The sequence below is a fragment of the Chryseomicrobium aureum genome (assembly GCF_016909155.1).
Lineage (GTDB): Bacteria > Bacillota > Bacilli > Bacillales_A > Planococcaceae > Chryseomicrobium > Chryseomicrobium aureum.
Genome location: NZ_JAFBFG010000008.1, coordinates 25,804 through 38,803 on the forward strand (window position 1 = coordinate 25,804; position 13,000 = coordinate 38,803).

Sequence of the window (13,000 nt, forward strand, 5' to 3'; positions counted from 1 at the left end):
TATACACTCCTTCTGTCTTATGTAACTTGTATCATCCTATTATACAATTCCATTACTTTCAAGAATAGCCTTAATTTTCGTAACCATTAAATCAATAGCTACTTCATTTTGGCCACCTTCTGGAATGATGACATCTGCATAGCGTTTTGTTGGTTCAATAAATTGGTTATGCATCGGTCGAACGACATTCAAATATTGTTCAACCACGGATTCTACTGTGCGCCCACGCTCATGAATATCACGTAATATACGACGAATGATACGTAAATCTGCATCTGTATCTACGTATAGTTTAATATTCATCAAGTCGCGAAGACGCTCATCTTCTAAAACTAGAATCCCTTCTAAAATAATGACATCTTTTGGATCGATCACGATTGTTTCATCCGAACGCGTATGACGTGCATAGTCATACACTGGTTTTTCAATCCCTTTACGTTCAAGTAAATGATTCACATGGTCAATCAATAAATCATTATCAAATGCTAATGGGTGATCATAATTAGTTTTCAAACGCTCTTCAAACTCCAGATGCGACTGGTCTTTGTAGTAAAAATCTTGTTGAATCACAACTACTGAGTGATCTTTGAACGCTTCATAAATGGCATTTGTTACACTTGTTTTTCCAGAACCGGAACCGCCAGCAATTCCGATAACTAATGGTCTTTTCACTTTACTAACCTCTTCCGCATCATATTGTTCGGGTGTACTTTGACAGGGCAATGGAACGTAACTTTTTGCAGTGGGTGACGTGCAGCATCTAGTTCATTGCCTTTCTCATCGTAGATTGGTGGTACAATCAATTTTATATTGTCGATTTGTGGCCCAAAAAACTCAATCTCATCACCAGGCTTGAAATAATTTCGCTGCTCTAAGGTAACGGTCTGAGACGTCTCGTTATAGTCTACCACAAGACCTACAAAGTCGTGTGTAACTTTGCGGCTGTGCACACCAAATAATTGTTGTTCATGTCCAGGTTCTCCTTCAAAAAACGCAGAAGCCGACTCACGATTGGCACATTTATCGAGTTCATAGACCCATTCTGGATCAAACGTAAAATTATCTGGATCTGCGCAATATGCATCAATTACTTTGCGGTAGACTTGTACGACTGTTGCTACATAATGAATCGACTTCATGCGTCCTTCTACTTTTAACGAATCGATTCCTAGCTCTATCATATGCGGAATAGATTCAATTAATTTCAAATCTTTCGGGCTCATCGCAAAAGGTGTAGTGAAGTCGTCTACTTTTTCCGCTTCAGTATTCTGTAGTTCATAGTCCCAGCGACAGGACTGACAGCAACCACCCCGGTTTGAATCACGAGCAGTCATGTGATTGGACAGTGTGCAACGTCCACTATAAGCGATACACATGGCTCCGTGAATGAACGCTTCAATTTCGATATCGACTTTTTCTTTCATGAGTGCAATTTCATCTGCAGTAGTCTCACGAGCGAGAACTACTCGGTGCAATCCTTCGTCTTTCCAGTACTGCACAGCTTTCCAGTTGGATAAGGATTGTTGTGTACTTAAATGCAATTCAAGTTTCGGAGCATAGTTTCGGCACGTTTCAATAATCAATGGATCAGCGACGATAATCCCCGTTACACCCGTACTTTCAACAGCTTGCAAGTACTCTATCAATCCATCCATATTTTCATTGTGCGCAAAGATATTCGTCGTGACATAAATCTTCGCACCAAATTTCTTTGCGTACTCTACGCCTTCTTTCATCTCGGCAATCGTAAAATTTCCTGCATTCGATCGAAGTCCGTATTCTTGCCCACCTATAAACACTGCATCTGCTCCGTATTCAACCGCAATCTTCAACTTTTCAAGATTGCCAGCAGGAGCAAGTAATTCGGGCTTTTTTGTAATGACTCGTTTGCCATTTCGTAGTTCACTTTCCATGACTGCCATTTGATCTCCTCCTTAGTACACTGACTCTTTGAAGAAAAATCCTGTGTCGAGTGGACGATGCGACGGCTGCATTTCTTCAAGTTGTTTAAAAAGTTCATTCTTCTGCTGTCGGTATAGTTTCGGTGATTCCTTGTAGAGATCGAGAGCCTTCCTGTACAATTTAGTCACTTTAACTGTATAGGCCTCGCTATGTAGAATTCCTTCAATGCGAATGGCATCAATTTCCGCTTCTAGAATTTCTTCTAGCTCATCAATCATGCACATGTCGTTCGGTGAAAAAATATGCGTGCCGTTCAAATCTTCATAGATTGGATAGCGATTTTCGCGCTCTTTATCATAAAGCAACATCGCATCTTTTTGTTCCCGATTCTCAATAGGAAGTGCTTTTCCTTCATGCAAGTAATAGTGACCAAGAAGTGGACGCTTGGACTGGAACATACAACTCATTCCATGTACTTGAATCTCAATAGATACCTCTGCATTTTCTTTTACTTCAATCAGTTCGTCTAAACTCAGCTCACGTGCAAGATATGTGCGCGTTGCCCCTCGTTCACCCCAGTAGTTCGCTGTAAAGTAGTTCGTTGCTGTCTGCTCGGGGTTCCAAATGAGCGGTACTTCACTGTCGATTTCTCGATGTGTCATGATGATAGCCGGGTCTCCAAAATAAATGCCATCCACTTTTATGTCATTTAATTTGCGCATGTAGGGTGCAAGCGCATCCACTCGGTCGTTATGAAACAGTGCATTCATTGATACATAGACCTTTTTAGATAATGTATGCGCATAAAGTGTAATCTCTTCAATGTCCCTCAGGGAGAATTCTCCTGCAAGACGGAGGCCAAAATGCTCTTCACCTACAACAACTGCATCTGCTCCTGCATCAAGAAGTTTAAATGCATGTTGTACAGATTTTGGCGTTACAACTAGTTCAGTTAACATCGTACTCACCTCTTAATACTTACTAATAGTCCATCGCCTATCGGATAGAACTGACTGTCATAATCGGGGTTTGTTCGCAAATGTTCAGCAAATAAATGCAATTTGCGAACCATCGTGCGTTTTCGTCTCGGCACTTGCTCTATAGGCACTTGAGTCAACCCATTTAAAAAGATATTGTCGCTATAAATGACGCCTCCACTCTTGACTAACGGCGCGTACCGATCAAAGAACAATTGGTATTGTCCTTTTGCTGCATCAATAAAAAGAGCATCAAATGACTGTTCAGGGAACTCACTCAGATCCATTTCTAAAGCGTCTGCGTGAAAAAGAGAAATTTGCTGTGCATGCTCGCTTTTTGCAATGAATTGGTTCGCCGTCTCATACCGGTCTGCATCTCGTTCGATGGTTGTAATTGTCCGCTTTGGATTCGCTGCTGCCATGCGCAGTGCTGAGTAGCCAATCGCTGCCCCCACTTCAAAAACAGTTTGTGCATTTTGAAGCTGCAACAGATGAAGCAATGTGTCCATTCCTTCTAGTCGCATGATGGGTACGTGATGTAAGTCTGCGTACTGTTCCATCTCATGAAAAAACGCTGTTCGAGGTAAGCTGAACAGCTGTTGAAAGTCGTCTGTTTTCATTCATGTCTCCCTCTTTCTACTGGGAAGTCGTGCAAAAAAAATTCAATTTTTATCATACCATGACAGAGAAAAACTATCCACTAGCTAAAGTGGATAGTCTATCGTTAACGTAAATATTCTTGAATGTTTGCCAAATGTTCGTCATATGTCACTGCAAAATGATTCGTCCCGGAAGGATCTGCTAAGAAGTATAAATACTCAGAGCTTGATGGATCCATTGCTGCTTCAAGAGATGCTCGTCCAGCTCCCGCAATTGGACCAGGTGGCAATCCACGGTTGACATAGGTGTTATAAGGATCTTGAACTTCAAGATCCGCATAGAGCACGCGGTCTTTGTGTTCACCTAGTGCGTAAAGAACTGTTGGATCTGTTTGAAGAGGCATATCGATTTCTAAGCGATTATTGAATACGGAGGCAATCGTCTTACGGTCCGTTTGTGCAGTCGCTTCCTCTTCTAACAGCGAGGCAAACGTCAACAACCAATGGATGGACTGGCCACGTTCAGCCAAAATCTCACGATAGGGTTGGATATTGTCTTGTGTACCTTGTAACATGGCGAAAGCAATGGTCTCCATACTTGGGTTTTCTTCATAGAATGGATACGTAGCGGGATACAAATATCCTTCAAGTGAGTAGCGAACGTTTTCTGCAACTATTTCATCTGTCAGCAAGTCTGGGAATTGTTGACGTGCAAGCTCGACAAATTCTTCACTAGTGACGAGTGCAAAGAAATCTTCTGCTGAATGATTGGTACGTGCTTCAATAACGTCTGCAATCTGTTCAAGAGTTAATCCTTCTGGTATGTTCATCGTGAACACAGGTTCTCTATAAATACGACCAGATTTTAAACTTTCAATCAATTCATCGGGAGTCATCGATTGTGTCAATGTATAGTCACCGGCTTGAAAGTCGGATTCATTTTTAAATTTGACATAGTACTTGAAGATTCGCGCATCTCGAATGACATTATTGTCTTCAAGCGTTTGTGAAATTGTGTCAATACCAGAGCCGATTGGAATCGAGACAGCAATCGGGTCTTCATTTGTCTCGTCATACGGAGATAGACCATCTATAACGTAGTTATATGCAGAATATCCACCGATTCCACCGACAATGAGTAAAATGAGTACGACAGCAAAGACAATTCGACGTACAATCTTCACTTCTTTCTTCTTTTCTTTCATTTTTTCAAACATAATTTCTTTTTTACTTCCGTTTGGCACTTGGGCTTCCCCCTTTATCTTCAAATAGTATACTAGAAAAGTCACAGAGGCGTCCACACATGAAAAAACCGCCTCTATATATAGAGACGGCATCACTCCTATTATTGTTCTTGAATTCCGTATTCGTCGTCTTCTTGCTCGTCCATAAATGCACCAAGCGTCTCTTCAATCATATCCCATTCTTCATCCGTTTCGATTGGAAGAAGTTCGCCGTCCGTCCCGTCTTCTGAAGGAACGAATGAAGAAGCGTGGATCTCGATTTCTTCATTTTCATCTTCTGCATCTGCACCTACTGGGTAGTAAAGTACATAGGATTTTCCAAATTCATCTGATTCAAATGTTAGCAATACGTTACAAAGTTGCTCGTTGCCGTTTTCGTCAACGATTGTGATATGTTCTTGACCATGTTCCATTTTCTTCACCTCATCGATTTTTACTGTCTAAATATCCTTGAAGGATCATGACAGCCGCCATTTTGTCAATGACTTGCTTACGCTTTTTTCGGCTCACATCGGCGTCGATCAGCATGCGATCTGCAGCCATTGTCGTGAGTCGCTCATCCCATAATACTACAGGAAGATTGAATGTTTCTTTGATTAGCTCCGCAAAACGCTCACTAGCTTCAGCCCGTGGTCCGATGGTGTTGTTCATATTTTTCGGATATCCGATCACGACTTCCGTCACAGTATACTCACGAATGAGTTCCGCTAATCGCTCAATACCGAACTCCTCGTTTTCTTCATGAATCTTAATCGTCTCGATTCCTTGCGCGGTCCACCCGAGGGCGTCACTGATTGCAACACCCACCGTACGTGTACCGACGTCTAAACCCATTTTACGCATCTTTGCCCTCATTTGTATGTCGGATATAGAACCGAACTAGTTCTTCTAAAATTTCGTCACGCTCTAATTTGCGGATGACATTTCGGGCGTCTTGATGACGTGGAATATAAGCAGGATCTCCAGAAAGCAAATACCCAACGATTTGATTGACCGCGTTGTACCCTTTCTCTTCAAGCGCATCATGCACATGTAGCATGACGTGTTTGACATCCTCTTCCATTGATTCGTCTTGAACATTAAATTTCATTGTTTTGTCAAAGGAATCCATAGTATTCAACACCCTTCCTGTACAACTCATGGAACTGTACTTTTAGTATACCCCATGACCGATGAAGAAGGAACTTATTTCACTAGTTCGTCAATGGATTTGAGTGCGTCCTGGAGCTTCGAACCATCTTTCGCACCAGCCATAGCAAAGTCTGGACGTCCTCCACCTTTTCCGCCACACAGTTCCGCCACATGCTTCGCGATGTTCCCCGCGTGCGCGCGTTCACCTGCGATATCTTTTGTCACACCCGCAGCAATCATGACTTTTTCACCTGCAACAGCACCTAGTACGACGACACCTGAAGCAAGTTTTTGTTTCAAATCATCGACGAGTTGACGCAATTGATTATTGTCCTTTGCTTCCACTTTTGCAGTCAATACAGAAACACCATTGACGTCACGAACAAACGATAATAATTCTCCTGCTTGGTTGCTTGAAAGTTTAGCAGATAGTGAGCCATTTTCTTTTTGAAGGTTCTTCACTTCAGCAAGTAGTGCCTCTACTTTTGCTACAATTTCACGTGGTTGCGCTTTAATCAGAGCAGCAGCTTGTTGCAATCGTGCCTCTTCGTCTTTCATTACTTCGTAAGCAGCTTGTCCAGTGACCGCTTCAATGCGTCGTGTACCTGCTCCAATACCGCCTTCAGAGAGAATTTTGAATACACCAATTTCAGCAGTTGAGGATACGTGACATCCTCCACACAGTTCTAATGAGTAATCACCCATCTCTACGACGCGTACGATGTCTCCATATTTTTCGCCGAATAGTGCCATAGCCCCGCGTTGTTTTGCCTCATCGATTGAATGGAAACCTGTTATAACAGGTGTGGATTCCCAAATCTTCTCGTTCACAATGCGCTCCACCTGCTCAAGCTCTTCTTTCGTCGCTTGACCAAAGTGTGAGAAGTCAAAACGCAAACGGTCTGGTCCAACATAGGAACCCGCTTGGTTGACGTGTGTTCCTAAAACATCTTTCAATGCTTGGTGTAACAAGTGTGTTGCCGAGTGATTTTTAATAGTTTTTTGACGAAGTTCTGGATCTACTTCAGCCGTTACGTCCATACCCACTCGAAGTTCACCTGATTCGATGATCACCGAATGCAAGTTTTGTCCGTTTGGCGCTTTTTGCACATCTTTTACGCGTCCTAAGAAGTGATCGTTTGAAATTTTCCCGATATCTGCGATTTGCCCACCACTTTCAGCGTAAAACGGAGTACGGTCTAGAACGAGCTTCACTTCATCGCCTTCAGTAGCTGATTCTACTTTATCCGCTCCTAGAACAAGTGTCGTGACTTTTCCAAGTGTCTTCAGTTGATCGTAGCCAATGAATTCACTGTCGTCGTGAATTGACGCAAAGACTTCGGACTGCACTTGCATAGAATCTACATTTTGACGCGCTGCACGTGCACGACTGCGCTGGCCTTCCATTTCACTTTCAAAGCCTGGGCGATCAATTGTCATACCTGCTTCCTCAGCATACTCCTCTGTAAGTTCTACAGGGAAGCCATACGTATCATACAGTGCGAATACTGTCGCCCCTGGTACAACTGTTGAGCCTTGCGTTTGCTGTTCTGTGACAGCACGAGACAAGATGGACAAGCCGTCTGCCAATGTTTCATGGAAACGTTCTTCTTCTGTCTTGATTACGCGCATGATAAATGCTTCTTTTTGTTTCACTTCTGGGTAGAATACTTCCATCAACTCGCCGACTACTGGTACAAGTTCAAACAAGAATGGCTTCTCAATGCCTAGTTGTTTTGCAAATCGAACTGCACGACGCAGTAAGCGACGAAGAACATACCCGCGTCCCTCATTTGATGGAAGCGCACCATCTCCAATGGCGAATGCTACTGTGCGAATATGGTCAGCGATGACTTTGAACGCCACGTCTTTGTCTTTCGATTCTCCGTACTTCTGACCGCTGATCTGTTCCGTTTGCTGAATGATCGGCATGAACAAGTCTGTATCAAAGTTAGTTGGTACGTCTTGCACAACCGATGCCATACGCTCAAGCCCCATACCTGTATCGATGTTTTGTTTTGGAAGTGGCGTATATGTGTGGTCAGGATTATGATTGAACTGAGAAAATACCAAGTTCCAAATTTCTAAATAACGTTCGTTCTCTCCACCCGGATACAATTCTGGATCTTCAAGATCATTTCCATACTGCTCTCCGCGGTCGTAGAAAATTTCAGAGTTTGGTCCACTCGGGCCTTCTCCAATATCCCAGAAGTTCCCTTCTAATCGAATAATGCGCGCTTCTGGAACGCCAACTTCATCTTTCCAAATCGCATACGCTTCTTCATCCTCGGGGTGAACGGTAACAGATAGCAGTTCCGGATCAAAGCCCATCCATTTTTTGTCCGTCAAAAACTCCCAAGCATAATGAATTGCTTCTTTTTTAAAGTAGTCACCAATCGAAAAGTTCCCAAGCATCTCAAAGAAAGTGTGGTGGCGCGCAGTCTTTCCGACATTCTCAATATCATTTGTACGAATTGATTTCTGTGCATTTGTGATACGTGGATTTTCCGGAACGACTCGGCCATCAAAATATTTCTTCAGTGTCGCGACACCTGAGTTAATCCATAAAAGTGACGGATCATTGATTGGAACAAGCGGTGCACTCGGCTCTACTTGGTGCCCCTTTTCAATAAAAAATTCAAGATACAGTCTGCGGATATCATTTCCTGAAAGTTGTTTCATACGTGTTCCTCCTTAAATTTTCCAGACGAAAAAAGAAAAAGCCTTCATCCCCAAAGGGACGAAAGCTTAGCATTCGCGGTACCACCCTAAGTTGCAAAGGAGTCCTTTGCATCTCAAAATGCCGTAACGTGGCGGACGGCAGGGTTTGCCTGCACTCGGAAGTAGCTTTCCTGACCCGTCGTTCGGAAGCTCTTGCAGCCGAGGAACTTCTTTCTATACCGGAAGAATCAGTACTCTTTTCGTCATCGTGTTTCGTATTCTGCCTTCATCATACAAAAGGTGTGCATCAACTGTCAACGTCTTGGGTCATAAATTGATGTGGTGTAATTCCCTCCATACCAATCATCGGATTGATGGAAAGGAGTGTATCTTCCGTCAACTCATACGTTTGTCCTTCGACAGGTTCCATTGGCTCGGCTTCAGGAGACAGTCGCTCAATCAATGTTGTGAACCGTAAGTTGTCATCATTGCGTTCGATTCCGATTTGGAATGCTTGTGGATCTCCGCATAAAATCAAGTAGTTTTTCGCGCGTGTAATAGCTGTATAGAGAAGATTGCGTCGTAGCATTTTCATATATCCACGTGTAATCGGCAAGATGACCATCGAGAACTCACTGCCCTGAGATTTATGAACGGAACAACAGTACGCAAGCGTTAATTGGCCAAGATCGGATTTTTCATACGTCACTTCAATTCCATCAAAGGAAACGATCATAAGCTCTTTTTTCTCTACATTTTCGTTCGCTTTGAAAATACTGATGACTTCCCCCATATCCCCGTTAAATACATTCGATTCCGGTTGATTGACGAGTTGAAGCACTTTATCTCCGATACGGTATACAGCATCTCCAAATACCATTTCTTTTCGCGTACCATCTGGGTTGGCGTTGACCATTTCTTGAATCATTTTATTGAGCGCATCAATGCCAGCAGGTCCTCTATACATCGGCGCTAATACTTGAAGGTCCCGAATGGTGAATCCTTTCGCGAGTGCACTGGAGACGACCTGTTCGACGACTTTCGGAATTTGGTCCGCGGACGCTGGTATGAACGAACGGTCTTTCGTTTTAGAGAGCAAATCTTGCGTCGTCTTCCCAGATTTCATCGCATGGGCTAACTCAATGATCGACGACCCGTCTGCTTGGCGATAAATGTCTTGAAGTTCAACAACAGGCAGGCGTCCACTAGCAAGTAGATCTTTTAAAACTTGTCCCGGCCCTACAGGTGGAAGCTGGTCTTGGTCCCCAACTAGGACGACCTGTGAAGTTTCTGGAATAGCACGAAGGAGTTGATGTGCAAGCCAGCAATCAAGCATTGACGTCTCATCAATAATAATAAGACTTGCTTCGACCGGTCGCCCTTCTGTGTCTTCCGTGTCCTGTCCGGTAAAGCCAAGCAACCGATGAATCGTCATCGCGGGAAGTCCCGTGGATTCACTCAGCCGCTTGGCAGCCCGTCCGGTCGGCGCCGCCAATGCAATCGGGAACGGCTTGCCTTCTTTCGCCCATTCTTTAGGGTCCAGTGATAAACCGTTGAGGTCTGCATACAGTTCGACGATGGCGCGAACGACCGTCGTTTTCCCCGTTCCAGGTCCACCTGTCAGAATCGAAATTTGATTGTTAAGCGCCATTTCAATCGCTTTTCGTTGAGTAGGTGCATAGGTTACACCAAAGTCCGCTTCAATCGAAGACAACGATTCGTTAATCAACTTCTTTTTAAAGCCTTTGAATTTCGCTTGTACAAGACGTTCTGTTTTCGTTGCGATTCCAACTTCTGAAAAGTAGAGCGACGGCATATACACACGGTTCTGCTCAACGACGACTTTACTCTCTTCCCCAAGCTCTATCACAGCTTTTGCAAGTGCGTCATACTCTATCTCAACTGCTTGCGATTTTTCGAGAAGTTGTTTCACATCCTCTAGCAATTGGTCAGTTGGGACAAAAATGTGCCCTTCTGATAAAGATGCCTGATTTAAAAGATACAAGATTCCCGCCTTCATGCGGTCCATATGACTGCCTTCGATTCCGAGTTGTGACCCGAGTTCATCTGCCCGACCAAAGCCGACCCCTTCTACATCTTCAATGAGACGGTAGGGATTGTCGTTTAATTTTTCAAGCGTTTCTTCTCGGTAGTTTTGGTAAATTTTCATAGACAACTGTGGACCGAAGCCCCATTCATTGAGTTGTACCATGATGCGTTCCATCCCGTGATTCTGTTGCAAGCCGTTTATAATAGTATCCCGTTTTTCTTTTGTCAGTCGAGGAATCGTCTTTAAAACATCTGGAGAATCCAATATTTTTTGGAGCGCATTTTCGCCGAGCTTTTTGACAATTGTCTGCGCGGTTTTAGGACCAATACCCGGAAACAGATCGGATGACAAATAATGCACGACGCCTTTTACGGAATCTGGTTTGTCCCGGACAAATGTATCCACAGCAAATTGTTGTCCGTACCTCGGATGATTTTTTAATTGCCCATAAAATGTATAACTTTCGTCTGTCGATAGTTTTGGAAAATAGCCGACTATAATTCCTTCTTTATCGGTATATGTAGTGTTTGTCGATTTGATTTTCACTTTCAAAATCGAGTACAGATTATCTTCATTATGAAAAATGGAGACAATCGGCCGACCCGAAACAAACAATTTGTCCTCATTTCGTTCCGTCATCCGATCGCCTCCAGTATTAGTTTCGTAATCGAATCATGTCCGCCATGTAGCGAGCTTGATCGTAATTTGGTTCGATTTCAAGAGCCTTATCTAAATGATGTAGTGCTGGCTCTGGGTCTTCTTGAGTAAGTGCAAAAAGAACACCCAAATTGTAATGGGCATCTGCATGCTCCGGGTTTTCTTCAAGCAACTGTTCAAGTAGAGGCTTCGCTTCAGCAAATAATTCATTGGATGCAAGTAAGATGGCGTAATGTAGCGTGATTTCCGCATCTTCTAGTGCGAGTTCATGAGCACGCTGCGCATATGGCAGTGCAAGCTTTCGCTCATCTGTCATTTGAAGAGATTTTGAAAGCATGTAATGCCCGTCAGCACCCTCTAAGTTTGCACGGATTGCCCGCTCGTATAGTTTTGCCGCTTCTTCAAATCGTTCTTGATTGTAATAGAGATTTGCAAGACCGTAATAAGCCGTTGCTGCTTGTTCATTCAAAGTCAGTGCTTTTTGAAAAAATCGCTCAGCTCGCTCAGCATCATTCATGATGGCTAAAAGATTCCCGAAATTGATATACCCTACTTCATTTTCAGGCTCTTGTTCAATCGCTTGTGTAAAAGCTTTCGCTGCTTCTTCATAATCTCCTGTATGCATCGCGTGGATGCCTGTCTCATTCCAGTTCATCGTTTCCCTACCCTACATACTCAAGTTTTTTATTGTCACGGAATACGTGATCAATCGTTCCGCCACCCAAACACTCGTCACCGTCATAAAAAACTACAGCCTGACCAGGTGTAATCGAGCGAACGGGCTCATCAAAGATGACCTCTGCACGATCGTCTCCGAGCAGACGAACAGTTACTCCTGTATCTTGTTGACGGTAACGGAATTTTGCAGTGCATTTAAATTCCGAAGGTTTTTCATCATTTGTTGTAAATGAAAGTGTATCTGCAATTAAGCTGGTTGAATACAACGCTTCGTTTTGTGCATTTTGCCCAACATACAAGACGTTACGTTTCAAGTCTTTGCCGACTACAAACCAAGGGTCTCCTGCTCCGCCGATTCCAAGACCGTGGCGTTGACCAATTGTGTAGTACATTAAACCATCATGTTTCCCGACCGCTTGCCCTTCCATCGTTTCCATGACGCCTGGTTGTGCTGGTAAATAGCCACTTAAGAATGTTTTGAAGTCGCGTTCGCCAATGAAACAGATTCCCGTTGAATCTTTTTTCGTAGCGGTTGCGAGACCTTGTTCTAAAGCGATTTCACGCACACGTTTTTTCTCCAGTTCTCCGATTGGGAACAATACATGTTTGAGCTGGTCTTGATTCAATTGATTTAAGAAATACGTTTGGTCTTTGTTGTTGTCTATACCACGAAGCATGCAGAACTGACCATCACGTTCTTCAACACGTGCATAGTGCCCAGTTGCTAAGTAGTCTGCGCCAAGCGCCAATGCGTGCTCAAGAAATGCTTTGAATTTGATTTCTTTGTTGCACATAACATCTGGATTTGGTGTACGGCCTGCTTTGTATTCATCTAAGAAATACGTGAAGACTTTCTCCCAATACTGCTTTTCAAAGTTGACAGCGTAATACGGAATACCAATCTGATTACACACTTTAATAACGTCATCATAATCTTCTGTAGCTGTGCAGACACCGTTTTCGTCTGTGTCGTCCCAGTTCTTCATGAAGATACCGATGACATCGTATCCTTGCTCTTTTAATAAATAGGCCGCGACCGAGGAATCTACGCCACCGGACATCCCGATGACGACGCGTTTGCCTTTTGTTTCTGTCATAGTG

12 protein-coding genes are annotated in these 13,000 nt (G+C 43.5%); all 12 read right to left on the reverse strand.

All coding sequences use genetic code 11. The features are described from left to right. Positions 1–39: 39 nt before the first annotated feature. Positions 40–672 (reverse strand): uridine kinase, encoded by a 633-nt coding sequence (gene udk / locus JOD03_RS07500; RefSeq protein WP_204590232.1) that lies wholly within the window; start codon positions 670–672, stop codon positions 40–42. Further along, a complete protein-coding gene (locus JOD03_RS07505; protein ID WP_204590233.1) occupies positions 669–1,922 on the reverse strand; it encodes a peptidase U32 family protein in 1,254 nt (417 codons plus the stop codon). Before JOD03_RS07505 ends, udk begins: the two co-directional genes overlap by 4 nt. A 12-nt stretch (positions 1,923–1,934) precedes the next feature. Beyond that, complete coding sequence (locus JOD03_RS07510; protein ID WP_204590234.1) at positions 1,935–2,861, reverse strand: peptidase U32 family protein; 927 nt, start codon at positions 2,859–2,861, stop codon at positions 1,935–1,937. Between the two features lie 5 nt (positions 2,862–2,866). Then, on the reverse strand, positions 2,867–3,499 hold the full coding sequence (locus tag JOD03_RS07515; RefSeq protein ID WP_204590235.1) for an O-methyltransferase: 633 nt from the start codon (positions 3,497–3,499) through the stop codon (positions 2,867–2,869). A gap of 104 nt (positions 3,500–3,603) precedes the next feature. Next, on the reverse strand, positions 3,604–4,722 hold the full coding sequence (mltG, locus tag JOD03_RS07520) for an endolytic transglycosylase MltG (protein ID WP_204590236.1): 1,119 nt from the start codon (positions 4,720–4,722) through the stop codon (positions 3,604–3,606). A gap of 101 nt (positions 4,723–4,823) precedes the next feature. After that, complete coding sequence (locus JOD03_RS07525) at positions 4,824–5,135, reverse strand: DUF1292 domain-containing protein (RefSeq protein WP_204590237.1); 312 nt, start codon at positions 5,133–5,135, stop codon at positions 4,824–4,826. 10 nt (positions 5,136–5,145) lie between these two features. Further along, positions 5,146–5,565 carry a Holliday junction resolvase RuvX gene (ruvX, locus tag JOD03_RS07530; protein ID WP_204590238.1) on the reverse strand — a complete coding sequence of 140 codons (420 nt, stop codon included), beginning with the start codon at positions 5,563–5,565 and terminating at the stop codon, positions 5,146–5,148. Further along, the gene (locus tag JOD03_RS07535) at positions 5,558–5,833 is read right to left on the reverse strand and encodes an IreB family regulatory phosphoprotein (protein WP_204590239.1); all 276 of its coding nucleotides are present in this window, start codon (positions 5,831–5,833) and stop codon (positions 5,558–5,560) included. Before JOD03_RS07535 ends, ruvX begins: the two co-directional genes overlap by 8 nt. 74 nt (positions 5,834–5,907) lie before the next feature. Then, positions 5,908–8,535, reverse strand: coding sequence for an alanine--tRNA ligase (alaS, locus tag JOD03_RS07540; RefSeq protein WP_204590240.1), 2,628 nt, complete (start codon positions 8,533–8,535; stop codon positions 5,908–5,910). A gap of 286 nt (positions 8,536–8,821) precedes the next feature. Further along, a complete protein-coding gene (gene recD2, locus JOD03_RS07545) occupies positions 8,822–11,203 on the reverse strand; it encodes an SF1B family DNA helicase RecD2 (protein WP_204590241.1) in 2,382 nt (793 codons plus the stop codon). A 16-nt stretch (positions 11,204–11,219) separates the two neighbouring features. Continuing rightward, positions 11,220–11,876 (reverse strand): tetratricopeptide repeat protein, encoded by a 657-nt coding sequence (locus tag JOD03_RS07550; protein ID WP_204590242.1) that lies wholly within the window; start codon positions 11,874–11,876, stop codon positions 11,220–11,222. Positions 11,877–11,883: 7 nt separating this feature from the next. Further along, positions 11,884–12,996, reverse strand: a complete 1,113-nt coding sequence (gene mnmA / locus JOD03_RS07555; RefSeq protein ID WP_204590243.1) for a tRNA 2-thiouridine(34) synthase MnmA — start codon at positions 12,994–12,996, stop codon at positions 11,884–11,886. Positions 12,997–13,000: the final 4 nt, after the last annotated feature.